Source organism: Pseudomonas sp. MONT-RG-20F-20-E-7-02, from assembly GCF_022662395.1.
GTDB lineage: Bacteria > Pseudomonadota > Gammaproteobacteria > Pseudomonadales > Pseudomonadaceae > Aquipseudomonas.
Map to the genome: position 1 here is coordinate 287,408 of NZ_JAKNQN010000004.1, position 23,771 is coordinate 311,178.

General features: G+C 59.9%; 21 protein-coding genes. 7 read left to right on the top strand and 14 right to left on the bottom strand.

Translation table 11 applies throughout. From position 1 onward, the window contains the following. The first annotated feature begins 81 nt into the window (after nt 1–81). The 3 genes from L8I05_RS14240 to L8I05_RS14250 all read left to right on the top strand — a co-directional run bounded on the left by L8I05_RS14240 (nt 82) and on the right by L8I05_RS14250 (nt 1,799). Nucleotides 82–984, top strand: coding sequence for a response regulator (locus tag L8I05_RS14240; protein ID WP_197626338.1), 903 nt, complete (start codon nt 82–84; stop codon nt 982–984). 187 nt (nt 985–1,171) lie between these two features. Continuing rightward, nucleotides 1,172–1,495 (top strand): type II toxin-antitoxin system RelE/ParE family toxin, encoded by a 324-nt coding sequence (locus tag L8I05_RS14245; RefSeq protein WP_242169670.1) that lies wholly within the window; start codon nt 1,172–1,174, stop codon nt 1,493–1,495. 4 nt (nt 1,496–1,499) lie between these two features. Further along, nucleotides 1,500–1,799 (top strand): XRE family transcriptional regulator, encoded by a 300-nt coding sequence (locus tag L8I05_RS14250; protein ID WP_242169672.1) that lies wholly within the window; start codon nt 1,500–1,502, stop codon nt 1,797–1,799. Between the two features lie 44 nt (nt 1,800–1,843). Here the strand turns inward: L8I05_RS14250 and L8I05_RS14255 are convergent, their stop codons facing one another. The 3 genes from L8I05_RS14255 to phoB all read right to left on the bottom strand — a co-directional run bounded on the left by L8I05_RS14255 (nt 1,844) and on the right by phoB (nt 5,512). Next, nucleotides 1,844–3,184: a hemolysin family protein gene (locus tag L8I05_RS14255; RefSeq protein WP_053258701.1), complete on the bottom strand. Its 1,341-nt coding sequence runs from the start codon at nt 3,182–3,184 to the stop codon at nt 1,844–1,846. Nucleotides 3,185–3,453: 269 nt separating this feature from the next. Next, nucleotides 3,454–4,740, bottom strand: a complete 1,287-nt coding sequence (phoR, locus tag L8I05_RS14260) for a phosphate regulon sensor histidine kinase PhoR (RefSeq protein ID WP_242170034.1) — start codon at nt 4,738–4,740, stop codon at nt 3,454–3,456. Between the two features lie 82 nt (nt 4,741–4,822). Beyond that, nucleotides 4,823–5,512 carry a phosphate regulon transcriptional regulator PhoB gene (gene phoB, locus L8I05_RS14265; RefSeq protein ID WP_003195617.1) on the bottom strand — a complete coding sequence of 230 codons (690 nt, stop codon included), beginning with the start codon at nt 5,510–5,512 and terminating at the stop codon, nt 4,823–4,825. Nucleotides 5,513–5,666: 154 nt separating this feature from the next. Here phoB and L8I05_RS14270 point away from each other — a divergent pair, with 154 nt between their 5' ends. Continuing rightward, the gene (locus tag L8I05_RS14270) at nt 5,667–6,047 is read left to right on the top strand and encodes a hypothetical protein (protein ID WP_242169675.1); all 381 of its coding nucleotides are present in this window, start codon (nt 5,667–5,669) and stop codon (nt 6,045–6,047) included. A 101-nt stretch (nt 6,048–6,148) separates the two neighbouring features. Here L8I05_RS14270 and ubiA read toward each other — a convergent pair whose 3' ends face one another. Then, nucleotides 6,149–7,039 (bottom strand): 4-hydroxybenzoate octaprenyltransferase, encoded by an 891-nt coding sequence (ubiA, locus tag L8I05_RS14275; RefSeq protein WP_159961103.1) that lies wholly within the window; start codon nt 7,037–7,039, stop codon nt 6,149–6,151. Continuing rightward, nucleotides 7,039–7,602, bottom strand: coding sequence for a chorismate lyase (locus L8I05_RS14280; protein WP_242169677.1), 564 nt, complete (start codon nt 7,600–7,602; stop codon nt 7,039–7,041). Before L8I05_RS14280 ends, ubiA begins: the two co-directional genes overlap by 1 nt. Before the next feature lie 195 nt (nt 7,603–7,797). Between L8I05_RS14280 and L8I05_RS14285 the strand changes: the two genes are divergently transcribed. The 3 genes from L8I05_RS14285 to L8I05_RS14295 all read left to right on the top strand — a co-directional run bounded on the left by L8I05_RS14285 (nt 7,798) and on the right by L8I05_RS14295 (nt 9,617). Then, the gene (locus L8I05_RS14285; RefSeq protein WP_003213373.1) at nt 7,798–7,965 is read left to right on the top strand and encodes a rubredoxin; all 168 of its coding nucleotides are present in this window, start codon (nt 7,798–7,800) and stop codon (nt 7,963–7,965) included. Between the two features lie 36 nt (nt 7,966–8,001). After that, nucleotides 8,002–9,150 (top strand): FAD-dependent oxidoreductase, encoded by a 1,149-nt coding sequence (locus tag L8I05_RS14290; protein ID WP_058421114.1) that lies wholly within the window; start codon nt 8,002–8,004, stop codon nt 9,148–9,150. Nucleotides 9,151–9,341: 191 nt separating this feature from the next. Beyond that, nucleotides 9,342–9,617 carry an HU family DNA-binding protein gene (locus L8I05_RS14295; RefSeq protein WP_003177201.1) on the top strand — a complete coding sequence of 92 codons (276 nt, stop codon included), beginning with the start codon at nt 9,342–9,344 and terminating at the stop codon, nt 9,615–9,617. Nucleotides 9,618–9,773: 156 nt separating this feature from the next. On the opposite strand, the gene L8I05_RS14300 is transcribed toward L8I05_RS14295, so the two are convergent. The 9 genes from L8I05_RS14300 to tssE form a co-directional block, all read right to left on the bottom strand. Next, the gene (locus L8I05_RS14300; protein WP_242169679.1) at nt 9,774–10,220 is read right to left on the bottom strand and encodes a hypothetical protein; all 447 of its coding nucleotides are present in this window, start codon (nt 10,218–10,220) and stop codon (nt 9,774–9,776) included. 55 nt (nt 10,221–10,275) lie between these two features. Next, complete coding sequence (locus tag L8I05_RS14305; RefSeq protein WP_242169681.1) at nt 10,276–10,833, bottom strand: hypothetical protein; 558 nt, start codon at nt 10,831–10,833, stop codon at nt 10,276–10,278. Continuing rightward, nucleotides 10,833–15,134, bottom strand: a complete 4,302-nt coding sequence (locus L8I05_RS14310; protein ID WP_242169683.1) for an RHS repeat-associated core domain-containing protein — start codon at nt 15,132–15,134, stop codon at nt 10,833–10,835. Before L8I05_RS14310 ends, L8I05_RS14305 begins: the two co-directional genes overlap by 1 nt. Nucleotides 15,135–15,148: 14 nt before the next feature. Then, on the bottom strand, nt 15,149–15,583 hold the full coding sequence (locus tag L8I05_RS14315) for a DcrB-related protein (RefSeq protein ID WP_242169685.1): 435 nt from the start codon (nt 15,581–15,583) through the stop codon (nt 15,149–15,151). Between the two features lie 15 nt (nt 15,584–15,598). Then, nucleotides 15,599–17,545, bottom strand: coding sequence for a type VI secretion system Vgr family protein (locus L8I05_RS14320; protein WP_242169687.1), 1,947 nt, complete (start codon nt 17,543–17,545; stop codon nt 15,599–15,601). A 170-nt stretch (nt 17,546–17,715) separates the two neighbouring features. Beyond that, on the bottom strand, nt 17,716–20,379 hold the full coding sequence (gene tssH, locus L8I05_RS14325) for a type VI secretion system ATPase TssH (RefSeq protein WP_242169689.1): 2,664 nt from the start codon (nt 20,377–20,379) through the stop codon (nt 17,716–17,718). Beyond that, the gene (gene tssG / locus L8I05_RS14330; RefSeq protein ID WP_242169691.1) at nt 20,372–21,415 is read right to left on the bottom strand and encodes a type VI secretion system baseplate subunit TssG; all 1,044 of its coding nucleotides are present in this window, start codon (nt 21,413–21,415) and stop codon (nt 20,372–20,374) included. The genes tssH and tssG overlap by 8 nt, the downstream gene beginning before the upstream one ends. Further along, nucleotides 21,379–23,238: a type VI secretion system baseplate subunit TssF gene (tssF, locus tag L8I05_RS14335; RefSeq protein WP_242169692.1), complete on the bottom strand. Its 1,860-nt coding sequence runs from the start codon at nt 23,236–23,238 to the stop codon at nt 21,379–21,381. Before tssF ends, tssG begins: the two co-directional genes overlap by 37 nt. Beyond that, complete coding sequence (gene tssE, locus L8I05_RS14340; RefSeq protein WP_242169694.1) at nt 23,235–23,750, bottom strand: type VI secretion system baseplate subunit TssE; 516 nt, start codon at nt 23,748–23,750, stop codon at nt 23,235–23,237. Before tssE ends, tssF begins: the two co-directional genes overlap by 4 nt. Between the last annotated feature and the right edge of the window lie 21 nt (nt 23,751–23,771).

Sequence of the window (23,771 nt, forward strand, 5' to 3'; positions counted from 1 at the left end):
CCTTCTGTGACCAGCGAGTTTTGGCAAAATGCCATCAGTCAGGCGTTTTGCGTGCCGAAGTTTTTATAGGATGAAGGGTCGATGAGTAAAGTCAGTGTGTTGGTGGTGGATGACGCCTCGTTTATCCGCGACCTGGTGAAGAAGTGCCTGCGTAACTACTTCCCCGGGATCAAGATTGAAGATGCGGTGAACGGCAAAAAGGCGCAATCCATCCTGATGCGCGAGACCTTCGACCTGGTGCTGTGCGACTGGGAAATGCCCGAAATGTCAGGCCTGGAACTGCTGACCTGGTGCCGTGAGCAACCGCATCTGAAGGCCATGCCGTTCGTGATGGTGACCAGCCGTGGCGACAAGGAAAACGTGGTCCAGGCGATCCAGGCCGGAGTTTCCGGTTACGTCAGCAAGCCGTTCACCAACGAGCAGTTGCTGAACAAGGTCAAGCAGGCCCTGCACAAGATCGGCCGTCTCGACGCCCTGATCGCCAGCGCGCCGACCAAGATGAACTCGGCTTTCGGCAACGATTCCCTGAGCGCCCTGACCGGCGGCAAGCCTGAAGCCGTTAAACCGGCAGCGGTGGCGGCCGCGCCAAGCAAAGGCCTGCTCAACAGCCCGCCCGTGCAGGCAGCGCCGGCCGCCTCGCCGGCGGGTGGTCGTGGCCAGGGCCAACTGCGCCTGTCCAGCGGCACCCAGCAGTGCGTGATCAAGGCGCTGAGCATTAAGGAGGCGCTGCTGGTAGTGCGTCGCGGTGAAGTCCTGCCCCAAGTGCTGGAAAGCGCGGTACTCGACCTTGAGCAAGGCGACAACGCCGAAGTCGCGCGCCTCAACGGCTACCTGCACGCCATCGTCGCCTACGAGCCCAAGCCCGACAGCGACTGGCTGCAATTGACCTTCCGGTTCATCGACCAGGACGCCCAGAAGCTCGACTACATCTCCCGCCTGATCGCACGCGGTACGGCGCAGAAGCACTTTGTGCCGGGTGCGTGATCGCCTCAATTGCGGGAATCAACCGACCGTCTGATTCCCGTAAGCTGGCTTGATTTATATCTGTTTCGATATAGGCTCTCGATAACGCTTCAGTGTTATCGAGCCTTTGGTATGCCTTGAAACAAAGCACCATCGCCTCTGGCTGAATCGTCAATTACGCTTCTTCTTTCCAGGAAAGGAGAGGCCAATGCCAAGGCACAAGGATGTGGTGTTTTTAGGGAGCTCGCTCAAGGATTTCAAAGCGTTTCCTCTCGATGCCCGCAGGGCGGCAGGTTTTCAGTTGGATCTCTTGCAACAGGGCGAACAGCCTTTTGATTGCAAGTCGATGAAAACCATTGGGCGGGGTGTCAGTGAGATTCGGATCGCTGAGGCATCAGGCGCTTTCCGAGTGTTCTACGTAGTCAATCGGCCGGAAGCCGTTTATGTGCTGCACGCGCTGCACAAGACCACACAGAAAACCGAAGGGCGGGATATCGAACTGGCACGTGCCAGATTGCAGGAGTTAGATTAAGCCTATGACGGACCCCAAAATTCACACCGAACGTTTCAGCTGCGTCTGGGATGCGTTGGAAGACACTCCCCAGCAAGCTGCCAATATGCGCCTGCGCTCAAAGTTGCTGCTGGAACTGTGCAACACCATCCGCAGTTGGGAGTTGTCGCAAAAAGCGGCCGCTGAACGGCTCAGTATCAGTCAGCCTCGGCTCAATGACATGCTCAATGGCAAGATCGACAAGTTCTCACTGGACGCACTGGTCAACTTGTCTGCCGCAGCGCATTTGGAGGTCGATATCTGCTTCTCGCCGCTGCCGGCGTAATCGACAGCGCGGGAGCAAGTTGCTCGCTCCCGCGCGTTTTCTGATCAATCCAGCAACAACACCTTGGCCAACACGATCTTCGGCCCTTTCATCTTCTTGATGATGATGCGCAAGCCCTCAACTTCCAGCACTTCTTCCTCTTCCGGCACGCGTTTGAGGGTGTCGTAGATCAGCCCGGCCAGGGTTTCGGCTTCGATGTGGTCCAGGTCGACGCCCAGCAGGCGCTCCACCTTGAACAGCGGCGTGTCGCCACGCACCAGCAGTTTGCCCGGCTGGTAGGCGAGGATGCCGCGCTCGGCCTTGCGGTGTTCGTCCTGGATATCGCCGACCAGCACTTCCAGCACGTCTTCCATGGTCAGGTAGCCGATGATCTTGCCATCGGCTTCCTCCACCAGGGCGAAGTGCGCGCCGCCTTTGCGGAACTGCTCCAGCAGTTGCGACAGCGGCATGTGCCGCGACACGCGCTCCAGCGGGCGGGTCAGCTCGGCCAGGTTGAACGACTCGGGGATGTGGTCCAGCGCCGCCAGTTCCAGCAGCAGGTCCTTGATGTGCAGCAGGCCGACAAACTCGTTACGCACCGCGTCATACACCGGATAGCGGCTGAATTTATGGCGGCGGAACAGCGCGAGGATTTCCTTGAGCGGGGCGTTGAAGTCCAGGGTCACCAGGTCTTCGCGGGAGTTGGCCCAGTCGACCACTTCCAGCTCGCCCATTTCCACGGCGGAGGCGAGTACGCGCATGCCTTGGTCGCTCGGGTCCTGGCCACGGCTGGAGTGCAGGATCAGCTTGAGCTCTTCGCGGCTGTAATGGTGCTCATGGTGTGGGCCAGGCTCGCCTTGGCCGGCGATACGCAAGATGGCGTTGGCGCTGGCGTTGAGCAGGTAGATCGCCGGGTACATCGCCCAGTAGAACAGGTACAGCGGCACCGCCGTCCACAGCGACAGCAGCTCGGGTTTGCGAATCGCCCAGGATTTAGGCGCCAATTCACCGACCACAATGTGCAGGTAGGAAATCACGAAGAAGGCGGCAAAGAACGACACGCCCTTGATCACTTCCGGCGATTGCACGCCCACGGCGCCCAGCAACGGCTCGAGGATATGCGCAAACGCCGGCTCACCGACCCAACCCAGGCCCAGGGAGGCGAGGGTGATACCCAGCTGACAGGCCGACAGGTAGGCGTCGAGCTGGCTGTGCACGGTGCGCAGGATCTGCCCACGCCAGCCGTTCTTGTGGGCGATGGCCTCGACCCGGGTGGCGCGCAGTTTGACCATGGCAAATTCCGCCGCAACGAAGAAACCGTTGAGCAGTACCAGGATCAGTGCAAAAAGAATCATGCCGAAGTCGGCGAAGAGTGTGGCGAGGGTGATACCAGGGGAAGGGTCCATGATGGGGTTTTGCAGGTTCCGTGTGTTCAATAAGGGGTGACAGAAGGGCCTGAAAGGCAGGCGCAAGTCGGCCAATGTAGCGGCTGACGGGGCGCTTGCCTAGTGCCCGCTGCCGGGTGGGGCCTGGAATACATTCCTGGAGACGATGCAAATCCAATGTGGGAGCTGGCTTGCCTGCGATAGCGGACGGTCGGTTGACCTGTTTTCAGCTGACCCACCGCTATCGCAGGCAAGCCAGCTCCCACACTTAATCCGGTGTTGTTTTCGGGTTATTCATCTGTGCCGATCACCCGTGAGCGGGTCACCTGCACAGGCGGAAAGTGGCAGGTAAACGTGCTGCCATGCCCCAGCACGCTGCTGATTTCCAGCCGTGCGCGATGGCGCAACAGCACATGCTTGACGATGGCCAGGCCCAGCCCGGTGCCGCCGGTGTTGGAGTTGCGGCTGGAGTCGACGCGGTAGAAGCGCTCGGTCAGGCGCGGCAGATGCTTGGCGTCGATGCCGATGCCTGAGTCCTGCACGCTCAGGTGCGCACCGTGTTCGTCGGCCCACCAGCGGATGCGGATATTGCCCTTGTCCTGGGTGTACTTCACCGCGTTGAACACCAGGTTGGAAAACGCACTGCGCAACTCGCCTTCGCTGCCTTTGAGCAGCACCAGCGGGTCGGCTTCCAGGGTGATCTGTTGCCCGCGCTCGCCGGAAAGCGCCTGGGCGTCGTTCTTGATGGTCTGCAACAGGCTCTGCACCGCCACCGGGTGGTTATCCGACGGGTAATCGGTGGCTTCAAGTTTGGCCAGCAACAGCAGGTCGTTGAGCAGGGTTTGCATGCGCGAACCTTGCTGCTGCATCTGCTGCAGGGCACGGCTCCAGCGCGGGTTGATCTCGTCGACATTGTCCAGCAGCGTCTCCAGGTAGCCGCAGATCACCGTCAACGGTGTGCGCAGTTCGTGTGAGACATTGGCGACGAAGTCTTTGCGCATCTGTTCCAACTGGTGGATGCGGGTCACGTCGCGCACCAGCATCAGGTGCTCGTTGTTGCCGTAGCGCGTCAGGTACAGCTGGATGCGCACGCGGTCGTTGGTGGGCGAGGGGATTTCCAGCGCTTCTTCGTAGTTCTCCTGTTCGAAGTACTCCTTGAAGCGCGGGTGGCGCACCAGGTTGGTGACTGGCTGGCCGCTGTCCTGGGGCGTCTTGAGGCCCAGCAGGGTCTCGGCGGCGCGGTTCCACCATTCCAGGTTGCCATCGCTGTCGAGCATGATCACCGCGTCTTTGAGCGCGGCGGTGGATTCCTGTACGCGGTCGATCACCGCTTGCAAGCGCCCGCGTACACGTTGGTCGCGGCGTTGCAGGTGGTAGATGCTGTCGAACACCTCGCCCCACAGGCCGTAGCCGTCGGGTGGCGCTTCATCGGGTTTGTGCTGGCGCAGCCATTCATGCAGGCGCAGCAGCTGTTTGAGGGTCCAGCCCAGATACAGGCCGATACCAACGGCCAGGCTCCAGCCGTATTGGCCGCTGACCAAACCCACCACCAGGCAGCCAGTGATCAACAGCAGCATGTGGCGGATCAGGGTGCCATGCCAGTTCTGGTTCACTTAAACATGCGTCCTTGTCAGCTGTTAAGGAAAGGGAAGGGCTGGCTCAGCCTTTGGTGGAAAAGCGGTAGCCGGTGCCGCGCACGGTTTGTACCAGATTCTCGTAGGCATCGCCCAAGGCTTTGCGCAGGCGGCGTATGTGCACATCCACGGTGCGCTCTTCCACGTACACGTTGCCGCCCCACACTTGGTCGAGCAACTGGCCGCGGGTGTAGGCGCGTTCCTGGTGAGTCATGAAGAATTGCAGCAGGCGGTATTCAGTCGGGCCCATCTCGGCCGGCTTGCCGTCGATGGTTACGCGGTGGCTGATCGGGTCCAGAATCAGGCCGTCGACTTCGATCGGGGCTTCGCCATCAGTCGGCCCGGCGCGGCGCAGTACGGCTTTCAGACGAGCGACCAGCTCACGTGGGGAAAATGGCTTGGTGATGTAGTCATCAGCGCCGACTTCCAGGCCCTGGATCTTGTTGTCCTCTTCGCCCTTGGCGGTGAGCATGATGATCGGGATGTCCCCGGTCAGCTCATCGCGCTTGAGGCGGCGGGCCAGTTCGATGCCGGAGGTGCCGGGCAGCATCCAGTCCAGCAGGATCAGGTCCGGCTTGCGGTCGACGATAATGGCATGGGCCTGCTGGGAGTTCTCCGCCTCCAGGCAGTCATAGCCGGCCATTTCCAACGCAACGGCGATCATCTCGCGAATGGGCGCTTCGTCGTCAACGATCAGAATGCTCCTGCCAACCATGCTCAAAATCCTCTTGTCATTTAACTGTCTTGCGCCGCATTAGATAACGGAATTATTGCAGTCGTGTGACAGTAATTTAGTCGCTTGGGCAATTAACGGCACTCTGAACTACCCTTTGGGTCCGAATCCTGACAACCACAAAAGGAAGGTTCCGATGACTAACTGCAATGTTTCCTGGAAAGCCCTGCTGGTAACGGCCGCGTTGACGCTGCCGACACTGGCATTTGCCGCCGACCCGGCAATGACCAAAGACGGCATGTTGGTGGACCACAAGGGCATGACGCTCTACACATTCGCCAAGGACGCCGATGGCAAATCCATGTGCAACGATAAGTGCGCCACCAACTGGCCGCCGTTGATGGCCGAATCCACCGACAAGCCGATGGGCAAGTGGACCGTCATCACCCGTGATGATCAAAAAAGCCAATGGGCCTACAGCGGCAAGCCGCTTTACACCTTCGTCATTGACAAGAAGGCCGGTGACATGACCGGTGAAGGCAAAATGGACGGAGCCTGGAAAGTCGCCAAGCCCTGATTTCGAGGTGCCGCTGAAATAATCGCGGGCAAGCCCGCTCCCACAGGAGGACGCGGTCCAAATGTGGGAGCGGGCTTGCCCGCGATGGCGTCAGCACTGAATCACCGAAACCCGTAATCCGCCACAATCCCGACAAAAATCGCCAACCCCGCCCAGTGGTTGTGCAAAAACGCCTTGAAGCATTTCATCCGATCCTTGTCCCGGGTGTACCAGAACTCCCAGGCAAAACAGCCTGCCGCCGCCAGCAGCCCCAGGTGAAACCAGCCGCCCAACTCAAACCGCAGGCCCGCCAACCACAGGCACACCAGCGACAACCCTTGCAGGGTGAGGATGATCACGCGGTCTGCATCGCCAAACAAAATAGCCGTGGATTTCACGCCGATCTTCAAGTCGTCATCGCGGTCGGTCATGGCGTAATACGTGTCGTAACCCACCGTCCAGAGCAAGTTGGCGATGTACAGCAGCCACGCCGTGGCAGGCAGGTGGCCGGTCTCGGCGGTGAACGCCATCGGCATGCCCCAGGAAAACGCCGCGCCCAGCACCACCTGCGGGTAATAGGTGTAGCGCTTCATGAACGGGTAGCTCGCCGCCAGGGCCAGGCCGCCGAGCGACAGCAGGATGGTGGTGGCATTGGTCAGCAGCACCAGCAGGAAGCTGATGCCCATCAGCACCGCAAAAAACACCAGCGCCTCTTTCGAGCTGATCTTGCCGCTCACCAACGGGCGTTGCTCGGTGCGTTTCACATGGCCGTCGACTTTGCGGTCGGCCCAGTCATTGATCACGCAGCCGCCGGCGCGGGTCAGCACCACGCCCAAGACGAAAATCACGATGTTGATAAAAGAAGGCGAGCCTTTGCCGGCGATCCACAGCGCCCACAGCGTCGGCCACAACAGCAGGTAGATGCCGATGGGCTTGTCCATGCGGGTCAGCTGAATGAAATCCCAGGCCCTGGGGTTCAGGTGGTTCAGGGATTTGAGCAGACGTTGATACATCAGCAGTTCTCCGGGTGTTCATGCACCGCTTGCCACAGGCTCGGCAGGAAGATTTCCGCCACCAGCACGCTCAGTGACCCGCGATCAAAACGCGAGCGGCGGGCCCACAAACCGTCGGCCTGGTCCGCAGGCGGCAGCCATTGCCGTGGGTAGTGGCACACCTCGATGGCCTGGCGGGTGAAGGCGCGATCGCAGAACAGCAGCTCGCCCAATGATCGGCGGCCCAGCTCATCCATGTGCAAGCCGTCGCCCTGCAAGGCACTGCGCGCCGCCACGCTGCGCGCAAATACCCACGGCTGGCCGTGCCCACGCAAATACACTTCGCGCACCCAACCGACAGTTGCCGGGTCCAGACCCAGCGCGGCGCATTCATCGTCACGCAATGGTTGCCAGCCTTCGAACAACGGCGTCACGCTGAAGCCGTCGTTGGACAGCCACGTGAGCCGGCGCGTCAGCGAGCCTTCGTCGAACAGCCAATTGAGGGTCAAAGGCGCGGGCAGGGGGCTCAGAAGGCTCTGGGTCAGCCATTGGCAAGCATCGGGAAAGTCGATTGAGTGCGGCACGGTGAGTCAGTATCGGCAGCAAAAGAGGCGGCGAGCTTACCATGGCGCCCCGGACTTTTGCCGGGCTGAACCGGCCCCATGCGTCGATCACGCTTGCATCTGCCGGCCCCGATCAGTACAAAACGCCCTGAGCCGCACGGCAATGTTGATCTATCGACCGTCGGCCAAGATGCCTGGACCCTGAGGAAGCAAGTAATGAAGAAGTGGCAATGTGTAGTCTGCGGCCTGATCTATGACGAAAAAGACGGCTGGCCGGATGATGGTATCGCGCCGGGCACTCTCTGGCAGGACGTTCCGGAAGACTGGCTGTGCCCGGATTGCGGCGTGGGCAAAATGGATTTCGAAATGATCGAAATCGGCTAATTCGAAGTTTAAGAACCGTACTACAAGGAGAAAGGAATGAACGCACCTGTCGTGATCATCGGCACAGGATTGGCCGGTTACAACGTGGCCCGGGAGTTTCGCAAGCTCGACAGCGAGACCCCATTGCTGCTGATCACCGCAGATGACGGGCGCTCCTACTCCAAGCCCATGCTCTCCACCGGCTTTGGCAAGAACAAGGAAGCTGACGGCCTGAGCATGGCCGAACCGGGCGCCATGGCCGAGCAACTCAAGGCCGAAGTGCGCACCCACACGCGCATCAGCGGCATCGACCCAGGCCATAAGCGCCTGTGGATCGGAGAAGAAGCGGTGGCTTATCGCGACCTGATCCTGGCCTGGGGCGCAGAGACTGTGCGTGTTCCGGTCGAAGGCGACGCGGCTGAACTGATTTTCCCGATCAACGACCTTGAAGATTACGCACGCTTTCGTGCCGCTGCAGCCGGCAAACGCCGCGTGCTGCTGCTCGGTGCCGGCCTGATCGGCTGTGAGTTTGCCAACGACCTGATCCTTGGCGGCTATGAAATCGACCTGGTGGCGCCGTGCGAGCAAGTCATGCCGACCCTGCTGCACCCGGCAGCCGCCGCAGCGGTGCAAGCCGGGCTGGAAGGCCTCGGCGCGCGCTTCCACCTCGGCCCGGTGCTCAACCGCCTGCAGCGCACGGCTGACGGCCTGGAAGCGCACCTGTCGGACGGTGAAGTGATCCACTGCGACCTGGTGGTCTCGGCCATCGGCCTGCGTCCGCGCGTGGACCTCGCCGCGGCCGCAGGCCTGCAGATCAACCGAGGGATTATGGTGGACCGCCACCTCAAGACCTCCCACGCCAACATCTACGCCCTGGGCGATTGCGCCGAGGTCGATGGGTTGAACCTGCTGTACGTCATGCCATTGATGAGCTGCGCCCGCGCCCTGGCCCAGACCCTGGCGGGCAACGCCACGGCGGTCAGCTACGGGCCGATGCCGATCACCGTGAAAACCCCGATCTGCCCGCTGGTGGTCTCGCCACCGCCACGCGGCACCGAAGGCGTATGGAGCGTCGAAGGGCAGGGCGCCGACATCAAGGCCTTGTGCCGCGACGCCAGCGGCCGCCTGCTGGGTTATGCGCTGACCGGCAGCGCCGTGATGGAAAAACTGGCCCTGAACAAGGAACTCCCGCCGTTACTGGCGTAAATACTGGTCGTTCTGTCGGAATCAGCACGTTCTTACCGCCAGAAAGGTCGCCGCGAGACTGGCGGAGCGTGCGAGGGCATGCCATCCTCACTCCCGTCTGCCGCAGAGTAGAGCCTGCGGCGCCTTGGGCGCTGCTCCACAAGAGAGCAGCACGGACATAACAACAAAAAACCGTCAAAGAGGCTTCACTTATGCGTAAACCAGAACTCGCAGCCGCCATTGCTGAAAAAGCAGATCTCACCAAAGAACAGGCCAACCGCGTACTCAACGCCGTTCTCGAAGAAATCACCGGCGCCCTGCACCGCAAGGACAGCGTCACCCTGGTTGGCTTCGGCACCTTCCTGCAGCGCCACCGTGGCGCCCGCACCGGCAAAAACCCGCAAACCGGTGAGCCGGTAAAAATCAAGGCCAGCAACACCGTTGCGTTCAAGCCGGGCAAGTTTCTCAAAGACAGCGTCAACCCGTAATCGCGGGACCGTCTGAAGGGAGGCGGGTTGGTAAGAAAATGGGCACGCCGACTGGGTTGGGTGCCCATTTTTTGTGGGGACATCCAGGTGGTCTTGGCCCAAACTTCGGATTTCAGCCAGTTAATCCGTGCTGGCCAGGAATATGACGTGTTTTACCTACTTAAAGATTTCCACTGTGGTTTCTCCTTCGTAAGTTTGAACAGCCATTCTGTAGATGTCGGTCCAGATATCCCCTGTTGGTCTTGTAACTAGGCTTTTTGAGCCAAACACATAAACGGTCTCGCCCAGCGATATTCTTTCCTTGATGTGCTGTGCCGAGGGTGGAACTGAAAATTGATGTAAAAAGACCATCGGTCGGCCTTGGTGGTATAGCCAGGCGGGTTCACCTACCCAAACAGGTTTTTCCTTTAAACAAAGGAATTCTCCATCCAGTCGCTCTGTTAACCATTTCTTTTTATTTTTAGGCGAGCCTTGCTCTACATATTCATCGTAAAGCGTTCGCGCAAAATCCTCGGCGCACTCTTCTTCCATCGACGCGGATTTTTTCTCGGCAGCAGTCATGGCCGCGCCCCAGAAAACGTGAAAATCAGTCAGCTTACTCATAGCAGTTTCTTCAGGGTTTCTAAGCTCTTAGGAGGCAGACACTGCTCTCTTAGTATTAAGATGAAGTAATCTCGCTGATATCGGGTCCTCTAAACTTTAATGACTTTATCGCGCTTTTAAGCTCTAGTGCCGTTTCCAGGCCGAGAATAATGGAAGGGCTCTTTTCCTTGCCGCTACCGAAGCCAATACTGGTGAAAAATATTCCATGTTCAAGAGGTTTGCCAGTTTCCTCGTAGAAGCTCGGGATGGGTACTACACTGTCATAATACTGGTCGCAGGTACCGCAAAGGTTTTCCTGCTGCTGAGCGCTGTATTTGATAACCTTTTGAGGCTGCATGAAAAATAGCTGTTTTTTTTCGTTTACCAATAAAAAATCAACACTTAATTTTAAGCTATCAATATATTCCTTGAAGCGTAATGAGACGATGAAGCGCCGATCATAGGTGGCGCCAATATCAGCTTTATTTGGCGTTTTCAGTTCTCTAGGATAGTAGCTGGAGTCGATACAGCAACCACAGGTCTTGCAGAAAATCCTATCAGGGGCGCCTTCTAAAAAGTAGGCGTGATTATCGATAGCGCTTAAGTCATAAGCAATGGTTATAAATTGAGTCATTACTTTAGCCCCGGGTGTTGTGTGAAGAAGTCAATAACAGCGTCTTTGTATTGTGCACCTTTACCTTTATAGAAGTCAGCAAGCGCTTGGAGCCTTTCAGTCCTAGTGAAATTTTGCCGTATTTTTGCACCGCTGTTGCCTCGTTGAGGTCGCATATGCACGGGTTTTCCATTGGCGATTTTTGTTTTTCCAACCAAGAAATCATTCATGTCACGGTGAAGCTGTTTGTGATCAGTATCCGTGAGCTTTGTAAGCTTTTGATTGTGTTTCCCACCCATGAATTTGGGATCGGAGTGATGCCCATGGTGACCACATGCCCAGCCAAAAGGATCGATCCACGTAAACGGGTTAGGGGAGTACTGATAAAGGTTGAGCCCACCTTTCAAATCAATGGGGTCCGTTGTTGTGAAGCGACCTATATCAGGGTCATAAAAACGAAACGTGTTGTAGTGCAGCCCAATCTCTCGATCTAGGTATTGTCCCTGAAACCGCAAATTCTGCTCTTCGATATAGGATGACTCGCGCTCTTCGGTGAGCGTGTTACCCCACACCCGATAAGTTGCGCGCCAGACATTATGGCCATCGGAATCGGTTAGTTGCTCCGGCAGACCATTGAGGTCATTGTGGTAGTAGCGGATTTTTTGCGACGAGCCAATACCGTCGACACGAGCGATCGGTTCATAACCTTCGCCTTCATAGATGTAAAGGCTGGTCTGGCTGTGTTTTTGTTCCTGTAGCAGACGCAGGCAATCCCAAGTGAAGCGGGTTGCGCTGATTGGATAACCATCGCTGCCAAGTTCCGTTTTTTCAATTCGCCGACCAAGCGGATCGTAGGTCATCCTGACTACGCTGCCGTTTTCATTGCGCACTTGCACCAGCCGGCTTTCGGCATCGTAGGCAAAACGCTGCAAACCCCGCGCGGCACTGCGCTTTTCAATCATTCGCCCAAGAGCGTCGTACTTGTAACGCTTGTCTTGATACGTGAGCAGCCGGTTATGTCGTACCAGGCCGCCTTGGCCTGGGCCGTCGAGCAAATTGGCAGCGGCATCATAGGCATAGGTTTCGCTGTGACCCATCTGATGGCTGACGAGGATGCGCCCCGTACTGTCGTAGCCAAGGTGCTCTTGGCGGTCAGTACGGCGACGCCCGATCAGATTATCGCTGGGGTCATAGCTGTAATCGGTCTCGACCAACGGCGGTAATTGCCACGGTTGGTCAACGCCGCGACGCTGACGCGAGCGAACCCGTCCACTGCGATCATAGGCGGTACTCGTCTTGAGCTGACCCTGAGTACGTTGTACCTCGCGGTGCAGTCGGTCGCGTTCGAAGTCGCTGATGACCTGCCCGTCGATATTCAGCTGATGCAGGTGACCGCTGCCGTAGTAGAGGCGGTTCAGCCAGCGGCCGTCGGGCAAGCCGGTTTGAATCAGGTTTCCGAGTTCGTCGTAACGATGCTGTACAGACCCTGCCGAGCTTTGCTCCTCGAGGAGCTGCCCCAGGGCGTCATAGCTGAAACCCAGTGATTGCTCACTGCCGTCAGGCGTCGTGAACGTGACACCGACCAGTTGGTCGTTCAGATCGTGCTCGTAAACGGTGGTGCCGTCGGCGGTGACTTTACTGACCAGACGTCCAACGGGATCTCGCTGAAACTGGTGTAACAGCGGCGCTACCGGTTCACCTTCCGCCCCCGGCAGATAGTCTACGGCGATGACATCATCCAGCCGATCGTAGGTGTAGCAGCGCCGGCTCTGATCGAGGTCTTGCTGTTGCACCATGCGGTCGGCTGCGTCCCACTCAAAGCGATAGCTTTCGCCGTTCTCATTGGTCAGCTTGCGCAGTCGCCCGTAGGCGTCATGGTCAAACATGACCGTGCGGTTATGCGCATCCCAGCGTTGTCTGACTAAGCCACGCAGGTCGTAGGCATAGCGCGTGGTGCTGCCAGCCGGGTCAACATGGGCTGTCAGATAACCACTGGCACTGCGCTGGAACTGTTCCACGCGACCATCCGGGAGTTGGCATTCCAGCAACAGCCCCTGAGGGTTGTACTGATAGCGTATCGACTCGCTTTCGGCATTGGTCTGTACAACAAGATTGCCAAACGCATCGTACTGATAACGGGTGGGATAACCCGAGCAATCCACTTCCTCAACCAACTGGCTCCACTCGTTCCAATGCAGTGTCCGGGTTTTTTCCGTGGCGTCGATAATGCGCACCGGCTGACCGAAACCGTCATAGACATAACGGGTACGGTTTCCCAGGGGGTCGACTTCCTCGATGCAATTGCCACGCTGGTCATAGCGATAATGCCAACTGTTACCCGCCGGGTCGGTTTCCACTTGGGGCAATGCCCAATGCGCCAGCCACTGTGTACCGCTGGTTCTGGCCAGTGGGTCGATCACCGCGCTCAGGTTGCCGGATTCGTCATAGCTGAAGCGCCACTGGCCATTTTGCGGGTCAATTGCGCCGAGCAGCTGGCGATCTTCGCTCCACTCGAACTGCCACGTATGGCCCAGGTTATCGACGTAGCGAGTGATCTGGTACTGCGGGTTCCAGTGCCGTGTGCTGACCCGCATCATGCCGTCGGTCACGCGCGTTATGCCGGCTTCCAGGTCGTAGTCGAAGGTGTATTCATCGCCTGCATCTGTCCAGTGGCGGCTAACCCGCCACTCCTCACCTTGCGGGCCAGACACTGCAGCCCATTGGTAGAAGCAGCGCAGGCCACTCGGCAACTGGTGTTCGACCATTCGCCGGCAACTGTCATAAGCAAAGCGTCGCAGGGTTGTACCTTGCACATCCAACACTTCAACCAGGTCGCCATTGCTGTCGTAGCGATAACTGACGAGTACATCGCTGCGCGCATCGAAATGTTCCTGGCGCAGGTAACGCCGCTCGATGAGGCTCACGCGCCGTGGGTGCTCGGCCGAGTAGGTCAGCTCGACGTGCATTAAGTCATGGGTGTCACGCAGGCGATACAGCCGCCCTTGAGTGTCGTAGTCGAGAAAGATCCGCCCTTCATTACGATCACCCAGCAGATGCAGGCGCATCCGCGAGCTGTTCAGCGGGTCGGGCTCGAATAGCCGGTACAGGCCGTCGATGCTCTCAATCAGCACCGCGCCGTCACTGCTGCGCCTGACCGCAAGGCCTTCGCCTGGGTCGAACGCTCCGCCGGACAAAGGGATGTAGCCGATCTCGAGCCGGCGCCCTTGCTCATCGATGTAGAACAGGTTTTCGTCTGCATCTACCTCGATCGACACTTCATACGCAACGCTCCAGCCCGCGCCAAAGAGGCTGTCCTGACGTGTGTCGAGGCTGCTGTAGAAACGCTGCCAATCTATCGGGAGCAGGCCCGGCAATATGAAGTCCAACTCTTCGTCCCCACCCAGGATCTTGGCCCCGGTGGCACTGTGCACCGGATTGGGCGAGCTATTTATGGCGCTCTTGAGCGCAGAGGTGACCTTGCTGGTTGCGTAAGAGACGGCGCCCCCCACCAGCAAACCACCGACCAGGCACGGCAGCTTGGTCCAGAAACATTTCACGTTGCCCCGCAACGCCATCACCACGGCAATTGCCAGGCCTACGCCCGGCGTTTTCCCGCTGCGAATCTCTTGCACCACGATGGTCTCGCCACCGATGCGCACATCCGGCGAGATCAGGCCCTTGGCGGTACCAATTTTGGCGTCGCACGTACTGCGATCGCCACTGCGCGCCGCAGGCTGGCCATTGATGAATACCGAGCTGGAACCCTCTGCAATGAACTGCAGAGGCATGGGCGGGTGCTTGTTACACGCGACGGTATCCAGCAGGCAAGGCTCTGTGCCGGGGGCGGGTGAGGCGACGGTCGGTCGCCACATCTGCGAAAAAAACTCCCCGGCCATGTCCAGAAAGCTGGGCTCCGGCGGCTCGCTGGGGGCTACCGGCACAGCGGTCATCTTGCCAGCCGCGCGTGCAGCCTTTTTCCCGTTGATGAAAACGTCGTCTGAACCGCTGGTGATAAAGGCATCGATCACCGGCGGGAAGACCCAGTTGGCGGCGGATTCGCACCAACTGGATATTTTCAGATCAGCCCCTGTGAGCCCCGCAGTAATACCTACGACCGCACCTACGACCAAAACCAGAGCGACGCCACCGGTGGCGATGGTTGCACCTGTCGTTATGGCAACAGCCGCAGCCACCGCCAGGCAGCCCACAGTGGTGATCGCCGCATAGGCCGCCACTTCCAGTACGCCGCCGAGAATATCGGCCATCACCGACGTGTGCAGCAGTGCGTCGCCTTCGCGGGCAGCCCAGAGGTCTTCACTCATTGCTCAGCCTCGACTCACGGCGCGGCGAAGAAGTTGAGCGTGCTTTTGAGCGTGGCCCAATGCGCTGCTTCGGCAGGGCCCAAGGGCTGGGTCTTGACGTAACTCAAGGCGATCAAGCGGCGGGTGCCGGGTATCTGCATCGCCAGCTGATACTGGTAAATGTTGTCGCTGCCTTTGTTGAAGCGGTTCTGCACTTCAAAGGCGTCGATATCCTGCGCCGGGCCGACCTTGACGGCTTGCGCGGGCGAATAGCGAAGGTCTTTGACCTGCTGTTCGAGTTTCTTTAGCTGGCCCTCAAAGTTGCTTTGCAAGTCCTCGCCTTCCGCCAGAGGGCTGCGGCTGACCACCAACGTAGTGCCCAGCGTGGCGAACTTGAGAATATTGATCGAAGTGTCCTGTACCTCAGCATCAGGCAGAGTGAATTGGGCTTCGTTGATCAGGTAATTCATGCTGAAAAAATCTCTTTATTGACCAGCGCCGGGCTTGCCGGGGAATTTGGATTCGACGGCGTTGTGGATCGTGGCTTGCTTGCCCTGATTACCGGGTGAGGTGCCCTTGTCACTGCCCAGGTTGATATCCAGTTTGCCTTTTGTCTGGATCTTGCTGCTGCCCGAGGAAAACAGGTTGAACGAAGTGCAGGTCAGGTTGATGTCTCCACCAGCTTTCAGCTCAATCACGCTGTCGCCGCATACCAGGCGAATACTGTCTCCTGCCTCGACGGTATAGGTTGTGGCAGCGCTGTCAGACTTGGCTCCGCCCACCAGCACAGTGTCGTTGTTGCGTACGACGCGCAGGCGATTATTCCCAATCGTCACCGTCTCGTTGTGCCCAATGCTCTTATTGCGGTCATGCCCCACCGAGTGGCTTTCATCCACCTCCACCACGATGTCCTGATTCCTCTCGGCATGGATGTACAACTGCTCCAACCCCTTCTTGTCCTCCATGCGGATTTCATTGAAGTTCGCCGGCGTGCCGCCCTTGCTTGAGCGGCTTTTCATGCCGCTCTGGGTGGCGTTTTCCGGCAGGTCGTAAGGCACCGTTTGCTCGGCGTTGTAGACGCGGCCAGTGATGATCGGCCGGTCCGGGTCACCCTCAAGGAAGCTCACAATCACTTCCTGACCGATGCGTGGTATCTGCATCGAGCCCCAATTTTTACCGGCCCAGGATTGCGACACACGAATCCAGCACGAGCTGTTTTCGTTGGATTGGTCGTGGCGGTCCCAGTAGAAGTGCACCTTGACGCGGCCGTACTGGTCGGTCCAGATTTCTTCGCCTTTGGGGCCGACCACCAACGCAGTCTGCGGGCCTTTGACGATGGGGCGATGGGTGTTCGCCAACGGGCGGAAGCTCTGTTGCGCGTCGATGCAGGTGAGGCTGCTTTCGAACTGCGCCGAACCCGAACCGCCGCCGCTCTCCAGGCTTTCCTGGGTGATGTAATAGCGGCAGCCGACGATCAGGTATTCGCGGTTCTGGTCCTGGCGACTGAAGCCGGTGAGGCTGAACAAATGACCCGAGCCCAGGCCACGGGCGTTGCCGCTGAACTCGATTTGCTCATGCAGGGTTTGCAAGGCTTCGATGCGCGTACGCGCGTAGTGTTCGCCGTCTTCACTTTGCACGTAGGTGCCGGGGTAGTCGTACAGCGGGTAGTCGCCGGCGGTGTGCGGGCGTGGCATCGCTGAGCGCACATCGATGCTGGCGCTGGGGCGTTGGAAGTCGTAGTCGTTGAGCTCCAGCGAGCCCGGCTGTACTTCGTGCGCCAGGTGCCAGTTGTGCATATGGTCGCGTTCGCGCTGCTGCTCGTCCTTGGGGTAGTACGGAATCGACGCATAGCCCGGCACCGTGGTGTGGGCGCCGTAGGCGTCGGCCAGCACCAGCACATGGCGGTCCTGTTCATGGCGGAAGAAGTAGTAAATGCCTTCCTGCTCCATCAAGCGGCTGACGAAATCGAAGCTGGTCTCGCGGTACTGCACGCAGTATTCCCACTCGCGGTACGGGCGGCTCAGGGCATCTTCGAAGTCGGAAAACCCCAGGTCGCGGAACACCTGCTTGATGATCTGCGGGATGCTCAGGTTCTGGAAAATCCGGCAATCGGAGGTGCGGCTGAGCAGCCAGAACCACGGGCGCAGCGTCACCTGATAACTGGCGAACTGGCCCTGGTCGATGTTCTGGCTGCAACGGGCGACGATACCGTGGAAGTGCCGCTCGCCACCGTCCGCCAGTTGCAGGCCGACGCTCATGGGCTTGCCGAGCAACTGGTTGAGGTCAATGTTGGCGTCCAGCGAGGTCAGTTGCAGCTCATAGTTGAACAGCCTGCCCAGCTCTTCGCCGCCGCCCATTTCATTGAGCAACAGCACATCCGGCCCGAGCGGGCTGGTGATCTTGGCCAGGCGTGAGGCTTGGTTGAATAGCATCGGGCGTCTCGTAAATGACTTAATAACTGCACAAACTGGTTCAGCTGTGGGAGCTGAACTGTGTGGGAGCCGGGCTTGCCCGCGATGCAGGCACCTCGGTTTATCAATGACACCGAGGTGATGCTATCGCAGGCAAGCCAGCTCCCACATTGACCCTATTCCAACAGTCGTTATTCGGCGTCGCTGAAGTCGTAGTGCAATTCATTATCCCGGCTGCTGATCCGCACACCCGCCAGCGCCTTGCCTTCGAGCATGCGCGTGAGGAACTCACGGCTCATGTCCGGCAGCAGGCTGTTGGTCAGGATGGTGTCGATCATGCGGCCACCGCTTTCGGTTTCGGTGCAGCGCGAAACGATTAAATCGACCACCGCATCGTCGTAGTCGAAAGCGACTTTGTGCGTAGTTTCCACGCGCTTTTTGATGCGGTTAAGTTGCAGGCGAGTGATCGCCTTGAGCATTTCATCGCTGAGCGGGTAGTACGGAATCGTCACCAACCGGCCGAGCAATGCCGGTGGGAATATCTCCAGCAACGGCTGGCGCAACGCCTTGGCGATTTCTTCCGGCTCGGGAATGTTCGCCGGGTCTTTGCAGACTTGGGAAATCAGCTCGGTGCCGGCGTTAGTAGTCAGCAGAATCAGCGTGTTCTTGAAGTCGATCACGCGGCCTTCGCCGTCTTCCATCACGCCCTTGTCGAACACCTGGAAGAAGATCTCGTGCACATCCGGGTGGGCTTTTTCCACCTCGTCCAGCAGCACCACGCTGTAGGGTTTGCGCCGTACCGCTTCGGTCAGTACGCCGCCTTCGCCGTAGCCGATATAGCCCGGTGGTGCGCCCTTGAGCGTCGACACGGTATGGGCTTCCTGGAACTCGCTCATGTTGATGGTGATCACGTTCTGCTCACCGCCGTACATCGCTTCGGCCAGGGCCAGGGCGGTTTCGGTCTTGCCCACACCCGAGGTGCCGGCGAGCATGAACACACCAATCGGCTTGCTCGGGTTGTCGAGGCCGGCGCGGGAAGTCTGGATGCGCTTGGCGATCATCTGCAGGGCGTGGTCCTGGCCGATGATGCGTTTTTTCAGGTGCTGGTCGAGGTTGAGCACCGTCTCCAGTTCGTTGCGCGCCATGCGGCCCACCGGAATGCCGGTCCAGTCGGCGACCACCGAGGCCACGGCCTGGTAATCCACGGTCGGCAGAATCAGCGGGGTTTCGCCTTGCAGGGCGGTGAGGCGTTGTTGCAGGTCCACAAGCTGTGCGCGTAATTCATCGTTGCCGCTGTCCACCACGCCCGCTTTTTCACGCAACGTTGCGCGAGTAGCCAACAGTTCGTCGACGAGGGTTTTTTCTTCAGCCCAACGGCTTTCCAAGGTTGCCAGACGCTCGCGTTCGGCCGTCAGCAAGGCTTCGCTATGGGTTTGGCGGGCACCAATCGCGATGCCGATGGCATGCTCGCGGGCGATGATTTGCAGCTCGGTTTCCAGCGCTTCGATACGCCGGCGGCTGTCGTCCACTTCGGCTGGCACCGCGTGCAGGCTGATGGCGACGCGGGCGCAGGCGGTGTCCAGCAAACTTACGGATTTATCCGGCAGCTGGCGCGCCGGAATGTAGCGGTGCGACAGCTTCACCGAGGCTTCCAGGGCTTCATCAAGGATCTGCACCTGGTGGTGTTTTTCCATGGTCGAGGCCACGCCGCGCATCATCAGCAGCGCTTTGTCTTCCGACGGTTCGGCAACTTGCACCACCTGGAAGCGGCGGGTCAGGGCCGGGTCTTTTTCGATGTGTTTTTTGTACTCGGCCCACGTAGTGGCGGCCACGGTGCGCAAGGTGCCGCGTGCCAAAGCCGGCTTGAGCAGGTTGGCCGCATCCCCCGTCCCGGCGGCGCCACCGGCACCCACCAGCGTGTGGGCTTCGTCGATAAACAGGATGATCGGCTTGGGTGAGGCCTGCACGTCTTCAATGACCTGGCGCAGACGCTGTTCGAACTCGCCTTTCATGCTGGCGCCGGCTTGCAGCAGGCCCACATCGAGGCTGCGCAGCTCCACGTCCTTGAGCGCAGGCGGCACGTCACCGGCGACGATGCGCAGGGCGAAACCTTCGACCACGGCGGTCTTGCCCACACCGGCCTCACCGGTGAGGATCGGGTTGTTCTGGCGCCGACGCATCAGGATATCCACCAGTTGGCGGATCTCTTCATCACGGCCGACGATGGGGTCGAGCTTGCCGCTGCGCGCCTGTTCGGTCAGGTCGACCGTAAAGCGCTTGAGTGCTTCCTGCTTGCCCATCGCACTCGGCGCCATCGCCCCGCTGGCTTCGCCTGGAACGGCGCCTGCGTTGAAACCATCGCTGGCACTCAAGGCATTCTCGGGCGAATCACCGACGTATTCATCAAAACGTTCGCTCAGGGCTTCAGCTTTGATTTTGTCGAACTCGGACGACAAGCCCAGCAATGCATGACGCAGGCTTGGGGTCTTCAAAATGCCCAACACCAGATAACCGGTGCGCACCTGGCTCTCGCCGAACATCAGGCTGCCGTAAACCCAACCGCGTTCCACGGCTTCTTCCACATGGGAGGACAGGTCAGTGATCGAGGTCGAGCCGCGCGGCAGGCGGTCCAGCGCTTCGGTCAGGTCACGGGCCAGGCGTGCGGGCTCGACGTTGAACTGGCGAATGATGCGGTGCAGGTCCGAGTCCTGCAGTTGCAGCAACTGGTGAAACCAGTGGGCCAGTTCCACATACGGGTTGCCCCGCAGTTTGCAGAACACGGTGGCGGCTTCGATGGCCTTGTAGGCCACGCTGTTGAGTTTGCCGAACAGTGCGGCGCGACTGATTTCACCCATGCTCTGGATTCCTTGAGGTGGTGGCGTGATCGGCGTAATGCCGGGCCAGGATTAGGTCGTTGGCGTCGTGCTCGGGTTGGCCGAGCCAGGTGTTGAAGCCCAGGCGGAACTGGCCATTGAGCTGCAGCGCCGGTACTTCGGGTTGTTGCAAAATCAGGTTCAGGTCCCAGTCCAATTCATGGCCCAGGTACTCGGCCACCCACGCCACCAGCTCGTTGAACGGCTGGCTGCCGGGCAACATGCCCATGTAGTCATCGAGCGTGAGCGGGCCGAGGCGGATGCGGAATTTATGCTGGCGGTCCCACACATGGCTGCCCAGGCAGAAGTCCACGCCCAGCCTGTTGGCGCTGACGCTTACGCGGCTGCGCTCGGGCAGCTCCAGCCATTGGCCGACGTATTCTTCGATCTCCACCGGCAGGCCGAAGTACTCGCTGAGAATCGCCTTCAAGCCGTCCGGGTAGCGGGTTTGCGCCGACAGGTGGCCGCTGTAATGCAGCTTCGCCGTGTCGGGGATCAATCCCTGGTTGAGCAGGCTCGGCATGCCCCGGCCACTCAGCGCCGCCAGGCGTGCGGACCAGTAATCGTCGTCCGGGCGGTCGTGGCTGACCGTCGGCCGCGCCTCGGCCCAGGCCCGGTAAAACAGGCTGAGCAGGCGATGGTGGAACACGTCCAAAAACTGTTTGCTGGTGCTGTCGGCGTTGTTGCGCTGACGCTCGCGCACGTACTCGGTGATGTGCAGCGGCAACGGGCCGTTGGGGCCGCCGAGGCCGAAGAAAAACTGCTCCAGGCGCGCGGGCTTGCCGTCGCCGCCGGGGTCGACCGAAGCCAAGGTCGCCGGGGCGAAGGTGCAATCCGCCTGTTGCCCCAGGCGCAGCGGGTCATCCGCCAGGCGCAGGGAATGGCCCAGGCGCGGCAGGTCCGGCGATTCGCACTCGATACGCCGCAGCGCCTGGAAGAAATCGTATTCCCAGGGCTTCTGATGCATCGCATCCAGTGTGTTCACAGGGTCGGACGCCGCCCGGGCTTGGCTTTCCATCGCATGATCTCGCCGCGTTCGGTGGTACGGATCACCGTCTCGGTAAAGCTGTTGATCGACACGTAACGTGCCAGGAAGCGCTCCAGCACCGCACCGAGCAGAAACACACCGGTGCCACGAAACGCGTTTTCATCGAATTCCAGGGTAATTTCCAAACCACGGCCAAACACGATCGGGCCGGGCATCGGCAGGCGCCGGGTCACGGCTTTGCTGCTGACTTCGCGCAGGCCCTCGATCTGCAATTGCAGCGCCGCGTCGTTGCTGTCGCCGTACAGGCGCAGCAGTTCGCGCAAGGCACCAGCGCCCTGGCCCTGTTCGCTCAGCGACAGGTAATTGAGCGACAACTGGCTGATCAGGCGCCAGGCCTTGGCGTCATGCGCATGGCTGGCGCGTGGGCGGCTCGGGCCGGCGACGCAGCGCACCGACAATACCGGCGCGCTGTCGGCCAGGGTGAAGTCAGTCTTGCCGTTGCCCACGCTCATGAACAACGGCAGATCGCGATTGGTGCACAGCGCGGTCACGCCGAGTTGGCGCAGGTCATGGCGGTACGGCGCTTGCTGGCTGTCGACCAGGCTGACGAAGGTTTCACTGCCCACATACGTAGAGCGCGGACCGTTGCGGCGCTGGTCGCTGGACAACACGCGCGGCTCGCGGCGCAGCGTGTAGTAAGCCTGGTCACGACCATAGCGCGACGGATCACGCACTGCGTAGAACGGTAGAAACGGCTGCTCCGGCCCGGTGCCATGGCCGGTGATGCCGTTCAGCGAATGAATCTCGAAATCCATCGGCCGCGTGCGGTCGGCGATCACATGGTGTTCGTTGACGCGGTCGGACAAGTGGATACGGTCCACGCGCTTGGGGAACAGGTTGATCGCCGGGGTGCAGAACGGCATGAACTGCGCCGCGCCGACGCTGCCTTCCAGGCTCGGCTCATGGCGGTCGAACAGCACGATCAGTTCCAGCTCCTGGCCGTCGCAGCGTTTGACCGCGCGGCTCAGTTCGGCGAATTCGACGAACAGGAAACGGTGGGGCAGGGCGAAGTATTCCTGCAACAGCCGATAGCCCTGAAACGCACGGGCCACCACCGGCATGGCGGCATCGGCGTCGTCAAAACCACGGGAGCGCAACGCGTCTTGCGGCAGGCGCTCAACCCAATCGCCACCGGGCTTGCGTGCAAACACCGCGCAGGCATTGCCGAGCAATTGTTCGTAAAGACGGAACGGCTGCTCGTCGGCGCCGCTGAGGTACAGCGGCAGGCTGTCGAGGTCGAGGCTGTTGAACGGCAATTCGGCGCCGGTGCGCAAGGTCAGGCGCAAACCGGCCTTGGCTTTCGGCTCGCTGGCGGCCAGGCGCCCGAGCACGGCGGCGGGGTTGCCGAAGTACTCGGCGCCACTGACCTGCAACGGCCACAGCGTCACCGGGTGCGCGGTGCGGTACTCGCAGCAGGTCTGGGTTTCGCGGCCCAGGGCGGCGCGCAACACGGTGTCGCGCGGCAGCGCAAAACCCCTGGCCAGTGAGCCTTCATCGGGGTCGGTCTGCAATTGCACCACGGTCATCGACGGCGTTGGCGCCAGGTAATGCGGGTAGGCGATTTCCAGCAGGTTGTGGGTGAAGGTCGGGTACTCGGCGTCGAGCTTGAGCTGCACGCGGGCAGTCAGGTAGGCAAAACCTTCGAGCAAGCGTTCGACGTACGGGTCGGCGCAGTCCATACCGGACAGGGTCAGCCGACTGGCGATCTTCGGGTATTCCTTGGCGAACTCGGCGGCGCTTTCGCGCACGTGGTGCAGTTCCTGGTTGTACAGCTCCAGCAGGCGCGGGTTCATGGGCGCCTCCGCTGGTCGGCATTTACCACGCGAACGTGGCCGGATTCCAGGTCGAGGTCGGTTTGCAGCAGCAGGCGCAATGGCACTGGCTGCGCCCACAGGTCGCCCTCAATCTCGAAACTCAGCGCGTTATGGTTCATCTCGCCGTGGCCGACGCGGGCTTTGACGCGCAAGGTGTGGCGCAAAATGCGTGGCTCAAAGGTGGCGATAGCCTGGTAGATCAACGCTTCCAGCGCCTTGATATCGACACTGGAAACACTGTTGCCCGCCAGTGCCGGCAGGCCGTAATTGACCACCGACGTGCCGGCCGGGGTGTGCAGCGTGGCATCGGCATCCAGCAACGACGTGGTGTTGAGCAGCCACGCCAGGTCGCGCAGAACCGAGGCTTTCAATTGGGTCAGGGATAGCACGCGTTTGTCGGTGCTTTCCTTGGGGTTGGTTGGGTCGTCGTCGGTCAACCGGTCCAACAGGGACGGTTGCAGACGGTCGCGGGAAGCGATTTCAGTTACCACCAAAGCAGCTCCACGGACGGG